This window comes from Pseudomonas sp. 34 E 7, from assembly GCF_900005715.1.
GTDB classification, from domain to species: Bacteria; Pseudomonadota; Gammaproteobacteria; order Pseudomonadales; family Pseudomonadaceae; genus Aquipseudomonas; species Aquipseudomonas orientalis_A.
The window spans coordinates 19,838-41,148 of sequence record NZ_CVTX01000129.1; the positions used below are offsets into that span (position 1 = coordinate 19,838).

A 21,311-nucleotide genomic window follows, 5' to 3' on the forward strand; every position below is an offset into this window, starting at 1 on the left:
AGTATTGTCGAGCCCACGCAAAAGAACATGCGCTCAACAAAAAAATGAAAGGCGCGGTAAGCCGCGCCTTTCTGGCATCGCATCACTCGCCCTGTCGGGCCGGAGCGTCCAGCTCAAAAGCGGTATGCAGCGCGCGCACAGCCAGCTCCAGGTACTTCTCCTCGATCACCACCGAGACTTTGATCTCTGATGTAGAGATCATCTGGATGTTGATACTTTCCTTGGCCAGCGCCTCGAACATGCGGCTGGCAACACCTGCGTGGGAGCGCATGCCCACGCCCACGATCGATACCTTGGCGATCTTGGTATCACCGATCACTTCACGGGCGCCGATCTCCTTCGCCGTGTTCTGCAGGATACGCTCGGCCGCATCGTACTCGTTGCGGTGCACGGTGAAGGTGAAATCGGTGGTGTTATCGTGCGAAACGTTCTGCACGATCATGTCGACTTCGATATTCGCACCGCTGATAGGGCCGAGGATCTTGAAGGCCACACCTGGAGTGTCTGGCACGCCACGGATCGTCAGCTTGGCTTCGTCGCGGTTGAAAGCGATGCCGGAAATGATCGGCTGTTCCATGGATTCCTCTTCATCAATAGTAATGAGGGTGCCCGGACCCTCCTTGAAGCTGTGCAGTACGCGCAGCGGAACGTTGTACTTGCCGGCGAACTCCACCGCACGGATCTGCAACACCTTGGAACCAAGGCTGGCCATTTCCAGCATCTCTTCAAAGGTGATCTTGTCCAGGCGCTGGGCCACGGACACAACGCGCGGATCAGTGGTGTAGACGCCATCCACATCGGTATAGATCTGGCATTCGTCGGCCTTGAGAGCCGCTGCCAGCGCCACGCCCGTGGTATCCGAACCGCCACGCCCGAGGGTGGTGATATTGCCCTGCTCGTCCACCCCCTGGAAACCGGCTACAACCACCACGCGTCCAGCCTTCAGATCGGCACGAATCTTCTGATCGTCGATCTGCAGGATGCGCGCCTTGGTATGCGCGCTGTCGGTAAGAATGCGCACCTGGCTACCAGTGTAGGACACCGCCGGCACACCGCGCTTGTTCAACGCCATGGCCAGCAACGCAATAGTCACCTGCTCACCGGTGGACACAATGACATCCAGCTCACGCGGCAGCGGCTGTTGATCACCGCTGATGGCCTTGGCCAGGTCGATCAGGCGATTGGTCTCGCCGCTCATGGCCGACAGCACGACCACCAGGTCGTCGCCGGCATCACGGAACTTCTTAACCTTGTCGGCGACCTGCTCGATTCTTTCGACAGAACCGACCGAGGTGCCTCCGAATTTCTGTACGATCAAAGCCATTTCTAAGCCGCCTCAGCCCGTAAAGGGGCGCCCAATAAACGAATCTTCCAGCAACCGAGCGAGCCCACGACTAAACCATGGGCTCATTAACAGCGCCTTAAATACCTGCCTCGACAAACGGCACGGCCAAGGCCAGGGCCGCGTCCAGGGCGCCGGCATCCACACCACCGCCTTGCGCCATGTCCGGACGACCACCGCCCTTGCCGCCCACTGCCGCAGCAGCTTGCTTCATCAAATCACCGGCTTTGAGTTGGCCAGTCAGGTCCTTGGTTACACCGGCAACCAGAACGACCTTATCCTCATGGACACTGCCGAGCAGGATCACTGCGCGGCCGAGCTTGTTCTTCAACTGATCGACCAAGGCCAGCAACGCCTTGCCGTCCTGACCGTCCAGGCGCGCCGCCAGGACTTTTACGTCCTTGACGTCAACCGCCGAGGCCGACAGATCGTCGCCCGCGGCACTGGCTGCCTTGGCCTGCAACTGCTCCAGCTGTTTCTCCAGCGCGCGGTTGCGCTCAAGCACGGCGGACAGCTTGTCGATCAGATTGTCGCGGCTGCCCTTGACCAGGCCGGCCGCTTCCTTGAGTTGTTCTTCGGCGGCATTGAGGTAGGCCAGCGCCGCGGCGCCGGTCACCGCCTCGATACGGCGCACACCCGAGGCCACGCCGCCTTCGCTGATGATTTTCAACAGGCCGATGTCACCGGTGCGATTGGCGTGGATACCGCCACACAGTTCCACCGAGAAGCTGCCGCCCATGCTCAGTACGCGCACTTGGTCGCCGTATTTCTCGCCGAACAGCGCCATGGCGCCTTTGTTCCTGGCGGTCTCGATATCCGTTTCCTCGGTTTCAACCGGGCTGTTCCTGCGAATTTCCGCGTTGACGATATCTTCCAGCGCCTTGATCTGCTCAGGCTTGATCGCTTCGAAATGGCTGAAATCGAAACGCAGGCGCTGGCTATCGACCAACGACCCCTTCTGCTGGACATGCTCACCGAGCACCTGGCGCAACGCAGCGTGCAGCAAGTGAGTGGCCGAATGGTTCAGCGCGGTTGCATGCCGTACATCGGCATCGACCTGAGTATCGACCGGCGCACCCACGACCAGGTTGCCCAGCACCAACACACCATGGTGCAGGAACGCACCACCGGTCTTGGTGGTGTCGCGCACCTCGAAACGACCGGACGTCGAACCGAGGAAACCACAGTCACCGATCTGGCCACCCGACTCAGCGTAGAACGGCGTCTGGTCCAGGACCACGACCGCTTCATCGCCCTCGTTCAGCACATCGACTGACTTGCCGTCTTTATAAATGGCAACGATTTTGGCGGAGCCGGCGGTTGCCTTGTAGCCGATGAACTCGGTGGGTACATCAACCTTGACCAAGGTGTTGTAGTCCAGGCCAAACGAGCTGGCCGAACGCGCGCGCACACGCTGGGCCTCCATCTCGCGCTCAAAACCTACCTCATCGACGGTCAGCTCGCGTTCGCGGGCGATGTCGGCGGTCAGGTCCATTGGGAAACCGTAGGTGTCGTAAAGCTTGAACACCACGTCGCCCGGCACCACCGTACCCTTGAGCTCAGCCAGGTCCTGCTCGAGGATTTTCAGGCCATGCTCCAGGGTCTTGGAGAACTGCTCTTCTTCAGCCTTGAGCACCCGCTCGATGTTGGCTTGTTGCTGCTTGAGTTCCGGAAAGGCGTCGCCCATCTCGGCCACCAGCGCAGCCACGATCTTGTAGAAGAAGCTGCCGGTCGCACCCAGTTTGTTACCGTGACGGCAGGCGCGACGGATAATGCGGCGCAGCACATAGCCCCGGCCTTCGTTGGACGGCAACACGCCATCGGCAATCAGGAAACCGCAGGAACGGATGTGGTCCGAGACCACCTTGAGCGAAGACTGGCTCTCATTGGCGCAGCCAATGGCCGCAGCCGAGGCACTCAACAGGTTGGTAAACAGGTCGATTTCATAGTTGGAGTGAACGTGCTGCATGACCGCACTGATGCGCTCCAGCCCCATGCCGGTGTCCACCGACGGTGCCGGCAACGGATGCAACACGCCATCGGCGGTGCGGTTGAACTGCATGAACACGTTGTTCCAGATTTCGATATAGCGGTCGCCATCTTCATCCGGCGAACCCGGCGGGCCGCCCCAGATGTCGGCGCCGTGATCGTAGAAAATCTCGGTGCAGGGGCCGCACGGGCCGGTATCGCCCATGGTCCAGAAGTTATCGGACGCGTAAGGCGCGCCCTTGTTGTCACCGATGCGGATCATGCGTTCGGCGGGCACACCGATTTGCTGGGTCCAGATGTCATACGCTTCGTCATCCGTCGCGTAGACGGTGACCCAGAGCTTTTCCTTGGGCAGCTTCAGCACGCCGGTCAGGAAGGTCCAGGCAAAGGTGATCGCGTCTTTCTTGAAATAATCGCCAAAGCTGAAGTTGCCCAGCATTTCGAAGAAGGTGTGGTGGCGCGCGGTGTAACCGACGTTTTCCAGATCGCTGTTCTTGCCGCCGGCGCGTACGCACTTCTGACTGCTGGTGGCGCGGGTGTAGGCGCGCTTTTCCTGGCCCAGGAAGCAGTCCTTGAACTGGTTCATCCCCGCGTTAGTGAACAGCAGGGTTGGGTCATTGCCTGGGATCAAGGAGCTTGAGGCTACACGGGTGTGGCCTTGCTCTTCGAAGAAGCGAAGGAAGGCTTCACGGATTTCTGCGCTTTTCATTAGGTTCTTCCACGGAGGCTGCGGCCAAAGGCCAGTGCGCAACATCATCAGACGAAGCGACGGCAAAGGGCCGCATTATATCGGCCCTTTGCCGGTGGTACAGCGTGTTTATGTGATAGAAACAGTCAATTAGACGGCCTGCACTGTCATTTCCGCGAAAATGCGACGAATGTCTGCACGACTTGCTCAATCTGGGCCCGACTGACATCCAAATGCGTGACCATGCGCAGACGCGGCGCGGCGCTCAACTTGATCCCGTGCTCGGCGGCAAAGCCTTTCAGGGCCTGCGCCCGATCGCCCATCTGCACATAGACCATGTTGGTCTGTACCGGCTCGACCGTATAACCGGCCTGGCGCAACGCATCCCCCAGCCACTGCGCATTGGCGTGGTCATCGGCCAAACGCTGCACCTGGTGATCCAGGGCATACAGGCCCGCCGCCGCCAGGGAACCGGCCTGGCGCATGCCGCCGCCGACCATCTTGCGCAGGCGCCGCGCCTTGGCGATCAACGCGGTGGAACCGCACAGCACCGAGCCGACCGGTGCGCCGAGCCCCTTGGACAGGCACACCGACACCGAATCGAAATGCCGGGCAATCTCTCGTGCCTCCACGCCCAATTTGACCGCTGCGTTGTAAAGCCGCGCGCCATCCAAGTGCAAAGCCAGGCCGTGTTCACGGGTAAACGCACGCGCCCGGGCCAGATATTCCAGCGGCAGCACCTTGCCCTGCATGGTGTTTTCCAGCGCCAGCAAGCGCGTACGGGCGAAGTGGAAGTCGTCGGGCTTGATGGCGTCGAGCACGTGATTCAGGTCGAGGGAACCGTCGGCCTGCACTTCCAGCGGCTGCGGCTGGATTGAACCGAGCACGGCCGCCCCGCCGCCTTCGTATTTGTAGGTATGGGCCTGTTGCCCGACGATATATTCCTCGCCGCGCTCACAGTGGGCCATCAACGCCAGCAGGTTGCTCATGGTGCCGGTGGGCACGAACAGCGCAGCGTCGAACCCCAGGCGCCTGGCCAGTTCAGCCTCCAGTTGGTTGACGCTGGGGTCTTCGCCGTAGACGTCATCACCGCTGACGGCGCTGGCCATCGCATCGAGCATACCGGGGGTGGGTTGAGTCACGGTGTCGCTGCGCAGGTCGATCACGGTCATGAAGGGGGCCTCTAACGGAATGGATAAGTCCTTTTGTGAGTGATTACTGCGGGCAAAGCCACGCAATATCAAGTCCCCGCTGCACTCAATCGAATACCCACCAAACAAACCGATATAGCTTATCGATACGGCAACCGTGCAGTTTTTGAAAAACCATGTTAAAAACTCTGCGCCGCCAGGGTTCTGGCGGCAACGTTCTCAGGGCGGGGTGTAATTCCCCACCGGCGGTAATTGCGCGCAATGTGCATAGCCCGCGAGCGCTTGGCGCCTCGAACTGCTCAGGCAGGACGGCGACAAGGTCAGCAGACCCGGTGTGATCCCGGGGCCGACGGTCATAGTCCGGATGAAGAGAGAACGGGATTGGCACCTAAGGGCCGCGCGCCTGTTCGCGCACGCGTACCCTTAAATCCCATTCGATTCATAACGCCCTGTTTTTTTCTTAAACAGGAGTCAGAACATGCAACCCACCGCAATCGACAGCAAAAGCAAAAACCATCACGGCGAGCGTGTCGCGTTTATCCAGGCCTGCTGGCACAAGGATATTGTCGACCAGTCGCGCAAAGGCTTCCTCGCCGAAATGATCGCCCAGGGCTACCAGGAATCGGACATCGATTTCTTCGAAGTCGGCGGCGCCTTTGAAATGCCCCTGCACGCCAAGCTGCTGGCCAAGACCGGCCGTTACGCCGGTATCGTCGCCGCCGCGCTGGTGGTGGACGGCGGCATTTATCGTCACGAATTCGTCGCCCAATCGGTGGTCAGCGGCCTGATGCAGGTGCAGTTGGAAACCGAAGTGCCGGTATTTTCGGTATCCCTGACTCCCCACCATTTCCACGGGGGCAGCGAACACACCACCTTCTTCTACGAGCATTTCGTGCACAAGGGCCAGGAAGCTGCGCGTACGTGTGCCGACACCCTGCACAAGGTGCGGGCGATCCGTCGTAGCGAGCCGCGTGCTGTAGCGGTCTAAGCAACACCGCAAAACGAGTGTGGGAGGGGGCTTGCCCCCGATGGCGGTGTGTCAGTCAGCTCATCTGTAGCTGAAACACCGCTATCGGGGGCAAGCCCCCTCCCACATTTGAAGCCAGTCAGGCCTGAGATCTATGCAAGGCCAGCTTCTGTGGTCGGCACGATGAGAATTCCCGCGCGCAAACCATTCTTCACCTTCGGGTTGGGGAAGATGATGCGTACGCCCTCCTCCTCGATCACCCAGCGGGTCTGGGCCACATCTTCGGCCAGCAGATACCCCTTTTCCAATTCCGAAAAGTTTTCCACGTCCGCCGGCAAATGCAGTAGGAACGCGTCGCTGTGCTTGATGATTTCCCGTGCGACGGCGAACAGCTTCAAGCCGTCGAGGTCGCCTGTCTCAGGCTCGGTGCCTTCGATGATGTGCTTGAGGCGCGTCTCCAGCCTGGACACATCCACGCTCTGGTTCTGGCCGAAAGGACGGGCCTTGCCCAGCTCCAGGGTGAAGGCCTCGGCGTCGAGTCGTTCGTAGGTGAACGCCGTGAAGGTGATAGAGGCTTTGTTCTGCAGCAGCACCGCCTCCATTCCGGCGGCGCGCAGGCGCTCCAGCTCACGGCGCGAATGCTGGCGCCCTTCTTTCCACGGGTACAGCGCAAATTGCTCGATCTTCGAGCCGCGAATCGCGGTGTGCAGGTCGTAATGCAGGCGCGAACGGCCCGGCTGGCTGAAAAAGCTGCGGGCCAACTGTTCAAGTTCGGCGGCGCGCATGGCTTCGGGACCAATGTTGCTTTCATGCCGGCCGTTGAACAGCCGGTTGATGTCCAGTTCAAGGTAACGCTCGCCGCGACGCATGGCCTCGGGGTTGCCGAACAGGAACAGAATACGGGTGCGGGGCTTGATCTCCCCACGGGCGATGCCATGCAACAGGCGGTCGAGCAGTTCGATCGGCGCGGTTTCGTTGCCATGGATGCCGGACGACAGCAGCAGGTCGCCGCCATTGTCCCGGGCTTCAGGCGGGCGCACTTCAAGCGCGCCCTCACTGAGCCAGCGCATTTGCACGCCGTCGACAGTCAGTTGAATTTTTTGCGCCGGTTCGCGACCGGCGAGGGTCAGTTCAAGCAGTTTGCCGAGGGCGAGCATAAGCAGCTTCCTTAGTGGTTGCAGCCTGGGCCGTGGACGTGATCGTCGTCATCTCCTTCGACGTCAGCCGGTTCCATTTCCAGTTCCAGGCTCATCAGGTTGGTCGCCAGCGGGCGCATCAGCAGGTTGGCGTACTCGGCGTCGCCCTCTTCCACATCCACACCGATCAGCAGTTGGCCACGGCCGTCATGCTGGATCCAGATCTCCTTGCCCTGCCAGACCACGGCAACGCGGGTGCAGGAGGTTTCCAGCTGGGTGCCGTCGGTGTCTTCAAGGATCAGCTTCAGGGTGTCGGTCATAAATAAAATATCTCAGCCGTAGGGCGTTAATTGATCTGGAAAGGATAAACCGAGCCCAGTTTAAGGATTTGCGTCAGTTCATCCAGTGCCGTCCGGCACTCAAGCAGCAATTGCGGGTCAGCCAGGTCGGTTTCGCGCAGGCTGTCGCGGTAGTGCCTGTTGACCCATTGGGTCAGGGTGTCGTACAGCGGCGCGGTCATGATAACGCCTGGATTCACCGCCGCCAGTTCGGTTTCGTTCAACGCCACACGCAAACGCAGGCACGCCGGGCCGCCGCCGTTCTGCATGCTTTGCTTGAGGTCGAACACCTTCACTTCGCGGATCAAGCCGCCGCTGGCCGTGAGGTGCTGCAGGTACGCCCAGACGCGCGGGTTGGCGCGGCATTCTTCCGGCACGATCAGCAGCATCGAGCCATCGGGACGTGTCAGCAACTGGCTGTTGAACAAGTAGGAGCGCACCGCATCTTCGACGCTGACCTGGGAACGCGGCACACACACGGACTGGAAGTTGCCGCCCCGCTTGCCCAACTTGCCCTGCAGTTCGGCGAGCATCTGTTCGGTGTTGAGGAACGCGTCCTCGTGGTAGAACAGCACCTCGCCGTTGCCGACCGCGATCACGTCGTTGTGGAACACACCGGCATCGATCACCGCCGGGTTCTGCTGGGCGTAGACCACGCCGTCATCCTTCAGGCCGTGCAGACGTGCAACCGCCTGGGACGCCTCGAGTGTCTGGCGCGCTGGATATTTTTGCGGGGCCGGGTAGCGAGCATCGAACGCACTGCGGCCAAACACGAAGAACTCGACGCCGGCCTCACCGTATTCACGGCAAAAGCGCGTGTGATTGGCCGCGCCCTCATCGCCAAACTGTGCCACCGCCGGCAATGCCGCGTGGTGGGCGAAGTGCTTCTGGTCGGCGAACATCGCCCCCAGCACGCGGCTGGTGGTCGGGTGTTCGATGCTGCGGTGGTATTTGCAGTTGAGGTTGGCAGCGGTGAAATGCACGCGGCCATCCGCCGTGTCGGCGCTGGGACTGACCGTGGCGGCGTTGGCCACCCACATGCTCGACGCCGAGCAGCTCGCCACCAACAACGGCATGGCGTGCCTGGCCGCCTGCTCGATGACCTGAGCGTCGGTGCCGCTGAAACCGAGGTTGCGCAGAGCGGCCACATCCGGGCGCTCCTGGGGCGCGAGTACGCCTTGCACAAAGCCCATGTCCATCAGCGCTTTCATTTTTTGCAGCCCCTGCAACGCCGCTTCCCTGGGGTTGGAATGCTGCTGGCTGTTGCTCTGGGACGCGACGTTGCCGAAGGACAAGCCGCCGTAGTTATGGGTCGGCCCCACTAGACCGTCAAAATTGACTTCATAGGATTTCATCGGCGAGGCTCCACGAACATCTGTTCTTATAGGCAATCTTCAACACACCACAGATTCAGTGTGGGAGGGGGCTTGCCCCCTCCCACATTCAAATAAGCGTAATGCCAGGTGTTAGCGTGGCGGGCACCGCCAACGTTGGGGTCTCCAGCGACGCCACCGGGTACGCGCAATAATCGGCCGCGTAATACGCACTGGCGCGATGGTTACCCGAGGCCCCGACCCCGCCAAACGGCGCGGTGCTGGCGGCGCCGGTCAGCTGTTTGTTCCAGTTGACGATACCGGCGCGGCTTTCCAGCCAGAACTGCTGGTAACGCGCCTCGGAATCCGACAGCAGGCCTGCGGCCAGGCCGTACTGGGTGTCGTTGGCCTCGGCAATCGCCGAAGCAAAATCTGCGTAGCGAATCACCTGCAACAGCGGGCCGAACAGTTCTTCGTCTTCGCGCTCGGTCACTGAGGTCACGTCGATGATGCCCGGGGTCAGCAAGGCGGCCTGGTCCCGGGGTTGGGTCATTTCCAGCAGCGCCACAGCGCCATTGGCCAACATCAGTTCCTGGGCGTCCATCAAGGCTTTGGCGGCAGCCAGGGAAATCACCGAGCCCATGAATGGCGGCGGTTGCTGGTCGAACGCGCCCACTTCAATGGCGGCGCTGACCGCTACCAGACGTGCCAGCAACGCATCGCCCCAGGCGCCTTCCGGCACCAGCAAGCGACGGGCGCAGGTGCAGCGCTGGCCGGCGGAGATAAACGCCGACTGGATGATGGTGTACACCGCCGCATCCACGTCGGCCACTTCGTCTACCACCAGCGGGTTGTTGCCACCCATTTCCAGGGCCAGGATCTTGTCCGGACGCCCGGAGAACTGCTGGTGCAGGTGGTTGCCGGTTCGGCTGGAACCGGTGAAGAACAGACCGTCGATGCCTGGGTTGGCCGCCAGCGCGATACCGGTTTCCCGCGCGCCTTGCAGCAGGTTCAATACACCCGCCGGTAAACCCGCTTCGATCCAGCACTGCACGGTCAGCTCGGCAACTTTGGGCGTCAGCTCGCTCGGTTTGAACAGCACGGTGTTACCCGCCAGCAGCGCCGGGACAATATGCCCGTTCGGCAAGTGACCGGGAAAGTTGTAGGGGCCGAACACCGCCACCACACCGTGAGGCTTGTGGCGCAGCACAGCGGTGGCGTCGCCCAGGGCGCCGCTCTTCTCGCCGGTACGCTCGCGATAACTTTGCACCGAGATGGCGATCTTGTTGGCCATGCTGGTGACTTCAGTCGCCGATTCCCACAGCGGCTTGCCAGTTTCCTCACCAATGCAGCGGGCGATTTCATCAGCGCGGCTTTTCAGCGTGGCGGCGAAGGTTTCGAGCACACCGATGCGCTCTTCCAACGACTGCCGAGCCCAGCCTGGAAACGCCTGACGCGCAGCCTGCACGGCGGACTCGACCTGTTCGGCCGTCGCGCCATTGCCGCTCCACAGCACTTGCTGGGTGACCGGGTTACGCGACTCAAACAGTTCACCCTGGCCAGCCAGCCAGCTACCTGCGATGTACAACGAATTCATTATTTCGACTCCCGAGCAGCAGACAACGCAACAGCACGCACTTGATCACCGACCACCAACTGCAGGCGCCTGGCGGTCTGGGGATCGACCACCAACGTGCCCGCAGCCAGGCGGGCCGGTGCGGCCGTGATGCGGCAGTCTTCGCGTTTGCGGTTATGGATCAGGAACGGCGTGGCGTCGTCCCCCGGCGTGCCGATTGCCAGCACCAGCGCCTGGCTGTCGCGCACCGCACGAATCTTGCTGGTTTCACACTCCACCGCCGGGCCCGCGTCGAAAATATCCACATAGCCCTGGTAGCTGAAGCCTTCGCTCTTGAGCATGCTCAGCGCCGGCTCGGTGTCCGGATGCACCTTGCCGATCACGTTGCGCGCGTCTTCGGAAAGAAAGCAGCTGTACAGCGGAAACTTCGGCATCAGCTCGGCGATAAACGCCTTGTTGCCGACGCCGGTGAGGTAGTCGGCCTGGCTGAACTCCATCTTGAAGAAGTGTCGGCCCAGGCTTTCCCAGAACGGCGAGCGCCCTGCCTCGTTGGACACGCCGCGCATCTCGGCAATGATCTTGTTGCCAAACAATTGCGGGAATTCGGCGATGAACAACAGGCGCGCCTTGGCCAGCATGCGGCCATTGAGGCCGTTGCGGTAATCGGCGTGCAGGAACAACGAGCACAGCTCGGAATTGCCGGTGAGGTCGTTGGCCAGGAACAACGTCGGAATTTCGCGGTAGATATTCAACTCCTGGGAGGCGCTGACCGTCAGGCCGACCCGGAAGTTGTACCAGGGCTCGCGCAGGCCGACGGCGCCGGCAATGGCCGAAATCCCCACTACCCGACCTTCGTCGTTTTCCAGCACGAACAGGTAGTCCGCATCGCCGCGCCCGGCTTCGCCGCGAAAGGTTTTCTCCGCCCAGCCCACGCGATGGGTCAGGCGCTCTTCGTTGGCCGGCAAGGTGGTGAGGCCGGTGCCGGTGCTGCGCGCCAGGTCAATCAGGGCCGGTAAATCGCTGCTGCGTACGGGACGAACGATCATGCTATCTCCTCGAACGGGCCGCTGTGGTCAGCCACCCGCGAAACTCTCTTTTTAAACCGCAACCAGGCGCACACTCGCACCTTCGCCCACACCCAGGGCTTCAGCTGCCTCCAGGTCCAGAATCACTGGCTTGCCCGGCGCGTAGTCCAGCTCCAGCATCACCGCGCGGTAATCCTGCAACTGCGCGTTGCTCACCAGGTACTGGCGACCGACGCCCTTGGCCATCTCGCCGATTTTCACCGGCACCACGCGGCTCTGGGCAATCGAGCGAATCCCCGACACCCGCGCGTGCAGCGTCGGGCCGCCGTCGAAGATGTCGATGTAGTGATCGGTCTCGAAGCCTTCGCGCATCAGGATGTCGAAGGTGATCTGTGCACGCGGGTGCACCTGGCCCATGGCCTCCTGGGCTGCGTCCGGCAGCAGCGGCACGTAGATCGGGTAATGCGGCATCAGCTCGGCGAGGAAGGTACGGCTTTTCAGCCCGCACAGGCGCTCGGCGGCGGCGTAGTTGAGGTCGAAGAAGTTGCGACCGATGGCGTCCCAGAACGGCGAATCGCCGTTTTCGTCGCTGTAGCCAACGATCTCGGTCACCACCGAATCGGCAAAGCGCTCCGGGTGGCTGGCGACGAACAGCAGGCGACCACGGGAATTGAGTTCCGACCACGGCGAACCGACCAATGCAGGCTTCACGTAGAAACTGGTGAGCAGGCTATTGCCGGTCAGGTCGTGGCACTGGGAAAGCACGTGGATCTTGTTGTGGATCTTCAGCTCGCGGGAGGCGTGCACAAAGGTTTCGTTACGAAAACTGTAGAACGGCTCGGAGTAGCCGGCTGAAGCAACGATGGCCGAGCAGCCGGCGAGCTTGCCGGTGTCGGTGTCTTCAAGCACGAAGAAATAGCTTTCTTCACCGTTGAAACTCACTTCGGCCGCGAAGGACGCTTCACTGGCGGCGATCTTGTCGCTCAGGCGTTCCACATCATCCGGCAAGGAAGTCACACCAATCGGGCTGTCCGCAGCCAGACGCTGTACCTCGCCCAGATCAGCCATTTGCGCGGGGCGCATCACCAGCATGGTGTCACTCCTTAACTCGAAAAACTCATAGGAAAAAATACCGGACACGGGAACTGAGTTCACACAGATCCCACGTGGGAGGGGGCTGGCCCCCGATAGCAGTGTGTCAGTTGATAAATCAGGGGACTGATCCACCGCCATCGGGGGCAAGCCCCTTCCCACATTTGGAAACGGTCCGACCTGCCAAATGTGTTGCTATCAGGCTTGGGTCAACGTCTTCACAGCACGTTCAAAACGGTCCAGGCCTTCCTTGATGTCCGCCTCTTCCACCACCAGGCTTGGCGCAAAGCGCAGCACGTCCGGGCCGGCTTGCAGGATCATCAGGTTCTCTTTCTCGGCGGCGTTGAACACGTCCTTGGCCCTGCCTTTGAATGCATCGCTGAGCACACAACCGATCAGCAAGCCCATGCCGCGCACTTGCGTAAAGATGCCGTATTGCGTGCCGATCTGCTCCAGGCGCGCCTTGAACAGCGCGTGTTTGGCATTCACGCCGGCCAGCACTTCGGGGGTGTTGATCACGTCGATCACGGCTTCCGCCACCGCGCACGCCAGCGGGTTGCCGCCATAGGTGGTGCCGTGGGTGCCGACCACCAGGTGCTTGGCCAGGTCTTCACGGGTGAGCATCGCGGCAATCGGGAAACCGCCGCCCAGGCTCTTGGCGCTGGTGAGGATGTCCGGCGTCACGCCGTAATGCTGGTAGGCGAACAGGTGACCGCTGCGGCCCATGCCGGTTTGCACTTCGTCAAATACCAACAGCGCGTCGTGGGCGTCGCACAGTTCGCGGGCGCCTTGCAGGTAAGTCAGTTCGGCCGGCAATACACCGCCCTCACCCTGGATCGGCTCCAGCACCACGGCGCACGTCTTGTCCGACACAGCGGCCTTCAGTGCAGCCAGGTCGTTGTAAGGCACATGGGTGATGCCAGTGATTTTCGGCCCGAAACCATCGGAGTACTTGGACTGGCCACCGACGTTGACGGTGAACAGCGTACGGCCGTGGAAGCTGTTCAGCGCGGCGATGATCTCGTACTTCTCGCTGCCGAAACGGTCGAACGCGACGCGACGGGCCAGCTTGAAGGCGGCCTCGTTGGCTTCGGCGCCGGAGTTGCAGAAGAACACGCGCTCGGCAAACGTGGCGTCGATCAGCTTATGAGCCAGGCGCAGCGCCGGCTCATTGGTGAACACGTTGGAGACATGCCACAGTTTGTTGGCCTGTTCGGTCAGCGCACCGACCAGCGCCGGATGGGCGTGGCCCAATACGTTGACCGCGATGCCGCCGGCAAAATCGATCAACTCACGACCCGCCTGGTCCCACACGCGCGAACCTGCGCCACGCACGGGAATAAAGGCGGCAGGTGCATAGTTGGGCACCATGACCTGGTCGAAATCGGCACGTTGCACCGGGGCTTGCTCAACGGACATCGGAGTCTCCTGAAGAGGAACGCCTGCCTGGAACTGGCGGGCGATGCAGGGATTGTAAGGACAGTTTTCGGCTGGGCCTTGTCGCCAAGCGACAACTTCTTATAGCGCCAACCCGCGTTTTTCGGGGGTTTACGCCAATGCGACAAATAGCGTCGCAATGGCGCAGTTTAAACGGTGCATCAGGTTTGCGTCAGGATATCCGGTGAAAGGGTGGCGACGCGCTAACTATCTAAAGTTCGCCGCCCGGGACCGGCTGGTTAACTGCAAGCCTTCATGACTTGCACGGACCCGCTCCATGACGAACATCGACTATTCCGATACCCGCCTGCCTGACAGCCACTATCAACTGTTGACCGGCACCCTGCCCCCCTGGCTCGGCAATGCCTCTGCCAGCAAACGCCAGGCGCTCAAAGCCGTCCAGCCGCTGCAGTTGCAGGGCAGCGCTGAACAACGGGCCGCACTTGCGCGGCTGACCGGCGCCCACTGGGAGGCGCAAAACAGCGTAGACCTGGGGTTGCAAAGCCTGCAGGACATCAAGGCGTTCGCCACGCCGATACTCGAACAGGCACTCAAAGCCGACTTCAACCTGGTGCTGGATGTCGAGGCGACCTATCTGCGCCTGTACATCCCCGATCACATCCCCTGGTTTTCGATACGCTCCGGCGCAGCGCGAACCTGGACGGTCTCGCTATTGGACGCCGCCCTGCATAATTTCGAACACAAGGAAACCCTGGTCGACGCCTACGCACCGGCCTCGACCTTTATCACAAAGCCCTCGGCCAGCGGCCAATTCGACACCCTGGCGCAGATCAAGCGTGTGCTTTCAATTCCGGCGTTCACCAGCCTGTGCCGTGACCTGGATATCGGCGCCCGCTACGCCCGCTACCTCAACGAAGCGCTGGGCATGTCCAACCCTGTGGCCGCTGCGGTCTTGCGCCTGAAGGTCGATGCCAGCCAGAAAGCCGCTCTACGGGCAGCCCTGCAATTGGCCCGGATCAACGCAGATATCAGCGATGACTACGCTGACGTGATCGAAAGCTTGATCGCCGGCACACCCGACCCCAGGCTCGACGGCGCGCGCCTGCGCTGCCAGGATTTACGCATGATGGGGATTGCGCTGACGGGCATTCAACTGTTCGCCCCCGAGCTTGAAAGCCCGCGGTCGCCGCAACGCCTGGTGGCGTATGTTCCCGATGATCCGCAGCACCCCGTCAAGGAATATGCGTCACCCCTGGCGTTCAAGCAGGAGCTGACCCGACAACTGCGTGACCTCGACTACCAAACCTTTTTCAGCCGCTTCGTGCCCCACGCTCAACTCGGGGTGTTTTTTTCCGGCTTGAGCCAGCATCTGGCACGGATCACCTGGCACCCGCCGGTCAAGGGCAGCGGCCAGGCGCCCTGGCGCAGCACGCCCATCGACGACCCCAAGCTACAGTTTGATGCCCAGCCCATCACGGGCGATCCCTGGTTGCACCTGTACCATCGCAAACTCGACAAGATCCTCAACGACGCCCGCACGCTGGCGGTCTCCACCGCCAGCGTCGATCGTGAGGCGCGCTGGCGGCTGTGGGACTCTTTCGTCGATGTGGCGGCCTCAATCCTCAATGCCGCACTGATGGTGGTGGCCCCCTTCGTCCCGGGGCTGGGCGAATTGATGCTGGGCTACATGGCCTATCAACTGCTTGAGGACGTGTTCGAAGGCATCGTCGACTGGGCCGAAGGCCTGGGCAAGGAGGCTTTCGGTCACCTCATGAGCGTGCTGGAATCCCTGGTGCAAATGGGTGCTTTCGCAGTGGGCGGCCAGATTGGCCCGGCCGAGTTGCGCAAAGTGCTGCCCGAACCCGTCCTCGCGTACATCGACAGCTTCAAACCGGTGAGCCTGGCCAACGGCGCCCAACGCTACTGGAAACCGGACCTGGCGCCCTACGAATATCCATCCGCCTTGCCGCCGCGCATCGGCATCAATGAGTTGGGCCTGCACGAGGTGCGCAGGGAATCGATTTTGCCCCATGAAGGCAAGCTGTACTCCGTGGAAAAAGACGCCGACAGCGAGTTCTATCGCATCAAGCACCCAAGCCGTCCTGAAGCCTACCGCCCCGTGGTGCGGCACAACCAGGCCGGCGCCTGGCATACCGAGCTTGAACAACCGCTGGCGTGGGACAGACCTACGCTGTTGCGTCGGCTGGGGCACAGTGCCCAGGCACTGAGCGAGGCGGACCGGGAACTGGCCCTGGACATCAGCGGCGTTCCCGAAGACGCCGTGCGCAAGATGCACGTCAACAGCGAACGCCTGTCGCCCCTGCTGGACGATACCTTGAGCCGCCTGCGCATCGACCGCAGCCTCCAACGGCTGATCGAGCAGCTGCGCAGCGACGACCCGGCGGTGCATCACCAGATCGACCCTCAAGACACCTTGCAGTTGCTGACCACCCACGGGCCATGGCCGCGTACCAAAGCCTTGCGCATCATCGATGACAAGGGCCAGATCGCCTGGGCGTTCGGCGACAGGAACGTGCCGGTGATCCAGGTACACGAAGCCCAGCTGGAAAACGGCGACTTGCTCAAAACCGTCTTGCGTGGGCTGAGCCCCGAGGAAATTCGCGCCCAATTCGATGAACGCGCCAGCGACCCCGAGCTGAGCCTGGAAAACCGCAGCCGCCTGCTGCGCCATAGCCTGGCCGATATTGCCGAGCGTCAGCGCAGCGCGTTGTTCGAATCGCGCTATGCACCGCTGCGGGCCTCCACCGCCCCCCTTACCCAACAATTGCTCAGCACCACACCTGAATTGCCCGCAAGCGTTGCGCAAACCCTGGTGAACCAAATGACCGGCGCCGAGCTTGCGCTCCTGCATGACGGCAACACCCCGCCACGCCTGGCCGAACTGGCACGCACCGCAGTGAGCGAAGTCCGGGTCAATCGCGCCTACGAGGGGCAGCATCTGGACGCACCGCGCGCCCTCGACACCGATCGCCTTGAATTGAACAGCCTGCGCCTTCTGCCGGGCTGGTCGAGCGAGATACGGCTCGACGCTCGCCATCACTCGCCGACCGGCCCCACCTGGCTGCAGATCGGCCCGACTGATGCGCCCATTCACCGCACACTGGTGCGCACTGAAGCAGGGCGCTACATCCCCTGCGACGAACAGGGCGAGCTTTCGAGTGAAACAGACCTGTATTCGGCCATCTTGAGTGCACTGCCCGATCAACAACGCGATCAGCTCGACCTGCGGATTCACCAGGGCGGCGAACTCAAGAGGCGCCTGCGGCAACATTCATTGCCCCGCGATGAACTGCGTGTGCTGCTCACGCCTGATATCAAACCGCAGAGCGTCACGGAAACCCTGCGCCTGTTAGGCAGCGACAACGGCTACCGTGCCCAGGCACCGGCACCGCTGGGCCCGCCGAGCCTGCTGGACCGCGCGCGCGCCCTGTACCCCGAACTTCGCGAACACCCATTGACCACGCTGGTGAACCACTTGCACTCACAGACAGGTGGCGCGCTCGCGGGCCTGGAAGCGCTGGGCATCGAATACCGCCAACTGGAACGTGACCTCAGTACCTGGCAACGCAATATCCCGCTTCAAGACCCCGCAAACGGCTCCCTGCTCAGCCTGCGCCAGCGCCAGTACGAGCAACGCAATCGCGAACTCATTGCCACTGAACTCAAACGCTGCTGGCGCCGGGAGCTGCCCGTTGATGATTACTTCGAAGACCCTGCGCGCGACGGCTACCGGCTGAACCTTCACTATCACATTCGCGGCGAACTTCCACGGCTATCGGCCAACTTCGATCACGTCTCGATGCTGACCCTCTCAGGCAGCCACCACACACAGGGCGCCGCCGGGTTTCTGGCCCTCTTTCCCCGCCTGCGCCATCTGAGCGTTGACAGTATTCCCTTGGGCAGCGTGCCGCCGGTCGTGTTTCAGATGCACAACCTGAACGTACTGAGCCTGAGCGACTGCGGTGTCACCCTGACGCCCAACAGCCAGGCCCGGCTCGCCTCAATGACCCAACTGCAAACCCTGGACCTGCATAAGAACCCTTTGGGCCGGGTGCCCAGCGTCGAAGCAATGAACGAGTTGAACACCCTGGACCTGTCCGAAACCGGCATTGATCGCCTCCCTCCCGGCATGCTCACCCGCAACGACCTGAGCGCGGCCTTTCTCAGCGGCAACCGGATCAGCGAATTACCTGAGGCGCTGTTCGAACTGCCCTCACATACCAGCGTTGCCTTCGACCTGTCTGACAACCCGCTGTCATCGGCCACGCTCGAGCGCGTTAAAGCCTACTACCAGCAACATGGCACCTACTGGGAGGCCAATGCGCCAGCGGTAGATGTGCGTGACGCACAACAGCTGTACCCCTCGCTGGACATCAACCAGATCAACCAGCTTATCTACAGTCTCCCGGGCGATCTGGAAGCGGGTAAGCGCGAGCTGGCAAGATTGGCGGGGGAATTGGGTACGCTGCAGTCAGAACTCAACCATTGGGCGCAACAACCGCAGCTGCCGCCCCCGGAAGCCACCCGGCGCAGCCAGCTTAACGCCTTGCTTGAACGAAGCTGGCGCAGGGAAATCCCCCAGGACACTCAATTCGTCCATGCCCTGGAAATCCCCGCAACACTGGCGGGCGAGTTGCCCACGCTGAGCGCGCGCTTCAAGCATGTTGGCTCACTGACCATCAAAGGCAATGGCGGCCCAATGCAATCGTCGGCCTTGATCGACAGCTTCCCGGCCTTGAGCATCCTGCACCTCGAAAACGTTGCGCTCGGCGACATGCCGGCACCGGTGTTCAACCTGCCGGCACTGACCGTACTGGGACTGCCACGCTGCTCGATAGCACTGAGCCCCGCCAGCGCCGCGAAGTTGCAAGGCATGAGCCGCCTCGAATACCTGAACCTGGATCACAATCCACTGGTAAACACCCCGGACTTCAGTCACTTGCCCAGACTGAGCAGCATTTCACTCAAGGACACCGGATTGACGCAGGTCCCCCAGAGCCTGCTGGGCGACCCGCCACGCCAGTCGATCAACTTGAGCAAAAACGCTATCGAGCAACTGCCCGACGCGCTGTTTTCCATGCCGGCCTCGAGCACCAGTGGCCTGGACCTGTCGGAAAACCCCTTGGCACCCCAGGCCCTGGAGTCGATCAAACGCTACTGCCAGCGCACCGGCGAAAGCTTCGCCGCCCAGGCACCCGTGGCCCAACGCCGGCGCACGCAGCAGCTATACCCCTCGTTCCTCGACACCGAGGCAGACCGTTTCATCTTCCACCTGCCCGGCGACTTGGCGGCAGTGGACCCAACGCTGACGCACCTGGCGGCCGAGTACGAACAACTAGGCAATGACCTGCAACTGTGGGTGCAGGCCGTTCCGGACCGCCATCCGATCCTGGATGTGCCCATTGACGAACAAACCCGTGCCCAGGACCAACTGAGGCGACGCAACTTCAAGACACTGCTGGAACAGGCCTGGCGACGAGAAAGCCCCGAGGATGAAGACAGCCTGGACGATGAGCTCACCCATCAAGTCATACTCGACACTCCGGTGATGGGCGATTTACCAGCATTGAACGCCAACTTCGACCACGTGACCTTGCTCCAACTGGACGGGAACGGCACCACGACCGGCGTCGACACGATGTTGCGCAGCTTCACCCACCTGCAAACACTCAGGCTCAGCAAATGCTCCCTGGGCGCCCTGCCCGAGGCGCTCCAGCGCATGCCCAAGCTTTCCACGCTGGACATGACCGAATGCGCGATCCGATTGACCCCCGAAACCCGTGGCAGGCTGACCGCCCTCACCGAACTTGAGTTCGTCAATCTGAGCAACAACCCCTTGGGCCTTACCCCTGACATCAGCTCATTGCGTGAACTGACCTCGCTGCACTTGAGCAACGCGGCACTGAACGAAGTTCCGCAGGGCGTCTTTGGCCTGGATCAACTGCAAACGCTGGACTTGAGCAACAACGCCATCCAGGAGATACCGGCGGACTTGCTGGAGACCTCGGCAGCCTTCAATGGCGACAGCGATTTGAGCGGCAACCCCCTGTCGGCGCAAAGCCTGCTGCGCTTGCGTCAGTACTATCAGCGCACGGGCGTGGACTTCCAGGTGGCGGCCGCCACCGTGGACAATCAAGGCAGACCCCTGGTAGTGGCCAGGCCTGTCCCCGACGAAGACTGAGGTCGATCAACCGCGCTCGGACGGTACCGACGACAATTCAAACGGGCTGCTGCTGCGGCGCTGGTTGCGGTCTTCGCGCGGCGTAGCGCCGAAGAAGTTACGGTAGGCGCTGGAGAAGTGCGGCCCCGAGGAAAAGCCGCACGACAGGCCGATCTGGATGATCGACTTGCTGGTTTGCATCAGCATCTGGCGGGCCTTGTTCAGGCGCAGCTCCAGGTAATACTGACTGGGGACGCGGTTGAGGTATTGCTTGAAGATGCGTTCCAGTTGTCGTCGGGACACGCACACGTGCTGGGCGATTTCATCGGTGGTCAGCGGTTCTTCGATATTCGCTTCCATCAATAGAACAGCCTGGGTCAGTTTCGGATGACTGGAACCCAGGCGGTTCTGCAAGGGGATGCGCTGGCGCTCGCCGCCTTCACGGATGCGCTCTACCACCAGTTCTTCGGAGACCGCGCCGGCCAGTTCGGCGCCGTGGTCACGCGCGAGTACCGCCAGCAGCAGATCGAGCACCGACATGCCGCCGCAAGCGGTCAGGCGATCACGGTCCCAGTCAAACAGATGACTGGTGGCGATGACCTTGGGGAAGCGCTCGGCAAAATCGTCCTGCCAGCGCCAGTGCACGGCGGCGCGATAGCCGTCGAGCAAGCCGAGCTGGGCCAGCGGGTACACGCCCGCCGATAATCCACCGATCACACACCCTGCCCGGACCAGTTGCTTGAGCGCAGTGCTGAGCTGGGAAGCGATGACGGTGGGCGGCTCGTCCGCCAGCAGGAACAGTTTCTGAAAGCCGTCCAACTTGCCGGCCCACGGCTCGCCGGGCAACTGCCAGGCCCCTTCGGTTTGCGGCTCGGCCTGTAGAAACGATAACTCGTAGACCACCTCCGGATGCACCCGCTGAGCAACGCGCAAGGCCTCCTCAGCCAGCGCAAGCGTGAGTGCTTTTGTGCTGGGCCAAATCAGGAAACCAATTTTATGGGCGGTCATGGAGTGCTATCCGAAGCGAGTAACGGTAATGAAGACAGAGGCCAATGCTAGCCGGTAAACCGACACAAATCTCAAAAACAATGGTGATCAAATGTGGGAGGGGGCTT

13 protein-coding genes and 1 riboswitch are annotated in these 21,311 nt (G+C 61.6%); of the genes, 2 read left to right on the plus strand and 11 right to left on the minus strand.

The window, feature by feature from the left end:
- Positions 1–82 precede the first annotated feature (82 nt).
- From BFP96_RS10990 to ltaE, 3 genes are all read right to left on the minus strand, one after another.
- Positions 83–1,324 carry an aspartate kinase gene (locus BFP96_RS10990; protein WP_057723714.1) on the minus strand — a complete coding sequence of 414 codons (1,242 nt, stop codon included), beginning with the start codon at positions 1,322–1,324 and terminating at the stop codon, positions 83–85.
- Between the two features lie 97 nt (positions 1,325–1,421).
- Positions 1,422–4,040 (minus strand): alanine--tRNA ligase, encoded by a 2,619-nt coding sequence (gene alaS / locus BFP96_RS10995; RefSeq protein ID WP_065936187.1) that lies wholly within the window; start codon positions 4,038–4,040, stop codon positions 1,422–1,424.
- Between the two features lie 146 nt (positions 4,041–4,186).
- Positions 4,187–5,191 carry a low-specificity L-threonine aldolase gene (gene ltaE / locus BFP96_RS11000; RefSeq protein ID WP_065936186.1) on the minus strand — a complete coding sequence of 335 codons (1,005 nt, stop codon included), beginning with the start codon at positions 5,189–5,191 and terminating at the stop codon, positions 4,187–4,189.
- A 190-nt stretch (positions 5,192–5,381) separates the two neighbouring features.
- A riboswitch (FMN riboswitch) is annotated at positions 5,382–5,551 on the plus strand.
- Between the two features lie 97 nt (positions 5,552–5,648).
- On the opposite strand from ltaE, the gene BFP96_RS11005 reads away from it, so the two are divergent.
- Entirely contained in the window at positions 5,649–6,158 is a 510-nt protein-coding gene (locus BFP96_RS11005) for a 6,7-dimethyl-8-ribityllumazine synthase (RefSeq protein ID WP_057723717.1), read from the plus strand.
- A gap of 131 nt (positions 6,159–6,289) precedes the next feature.
- Here BFP96_RS11005 and astE read toward each other — a convergent pair whose 3' ends face one another.
- The 7 genes from astE to BFP96_RS11040 all read right to left on the minus strand — a co-directional run bounded on the left by astE (position 6,290) and on the right by BFP96_RS11040 (position 14,036).
- Positions 6,290–7,294 carry a succinylglutamate desuccinylase gene (astE, locus tag BFP96_RS11010; protein WP_065936185.1) on the minus strand — a complete coding sequence of 335 codons (1,005 nt, stop codon included), beginning with the start codon at positions 7,292–7,294 and terminating at the stop codon, positions 6,290–6,292.
- A gap of 11 nt (positions 7,295–7,305) precedes the next feature.
- A complete protein-coding gene (locus tag BFP96_RS11015; protein WP_065884430.1) occupies positions 7,306–7,593 on the minus strand; it encodes a topoisomerase II in 288 nt (95 codons plus the stop codon).
- Positions 7,594–7,619: 26 nt separating this feature from the next.
- Positions 7,620–8,966: an N-succinylarginine dihydrolase gene (gene astB, locus BFP96_RS11020; RefSeq protein ID WP_065895867.1), complete on the minus strand. Its 1,347-nt coding sequence runs from the start codon at positions 8,964–8,966 to the stop codon at positions 7,620–7,622.
- An 88-nt stretch (positions 8,967–9,054) separates the two neighbouring features.
- Positions 9,055–10,524, minus strand: coding sequence for a succinylglutamate-semialdehyde dehydrogenase (gene astD, locus BFP96_RS11025; RefSeq protein ID WP_163001579.1), 1,470 nt, complete (start codon positions 10,522–10,524; stop codon positions 9,055–9,057).
- Entirely contained in the window at positions 10,521–11,546 is a 1,026-nt protein-coding gene (gene astA, locus BFP96_RS11030) for an arginine N-succinyltransferase (RefSeq protein WP_065884427.1), read from the minus strand. The genes astD and astA overlap by 4 nt, the downstream gene beginning before the upstream one ends.
- 51 nt (positions 11,547–11,597) lie before the next feature.
- Positions 11,598–12,617 (minus strand): arginine/ornithine succinyltransferase subunit alpha, encoded by a 1,020-nt coding sequence (gene aruF, locus BFP96_RS11035; protein WP_065884426.1) that lies wholly within the window; start codon positions 12,615–12,617, stop codon positions 11,598–11,600.
- 198 nt (positions 12,618–12,815) lie between these two features.
- A complete protein-coding gene (locus BFP96_RS11040; protein WP_065884425.1) occupies positions 12,816–14,036 on the minus strand; it encodes an aspartate aminotransferase family protein in 1,221 nt (406 codons plus the stop codon).
- 295 nt (positions 14,037–14,331) lie between these two features.
- On the opposite strand from BFP96_RS11040, the gene BFP96_RS11045 reads away from it, so the two are divergent.
- On the plus strand, positions 14,332–20,217 hold the full coding sequence (locus BFP96_RS11045; protein WP_065936184.1) for a leucine-rich repeat domain-containing protein: 5,886 nt from the start codon (positions 14,332–14,334) through the stop codon (positions 20,215–20,217).
- Between the two features lie 6 nt (positions 20,218–20,223).
- Here BFP96_RS11045 and BFP96_RS11050 read toward each other — a convergent pair whose 3' ends face one another.
- Complete coding sequence (locus BFP96_RS11050) at positions 20,224–21,204, minus strand: GlxA family transcriptional regulator (RefSeq protein WP_065884423.1); 981 nt, start codon at positions 21,202–21,204, stop codon at positions 20,224–20,226.
- Positions 21,205–21,311 lie beyond the last annotated feature (107 nt).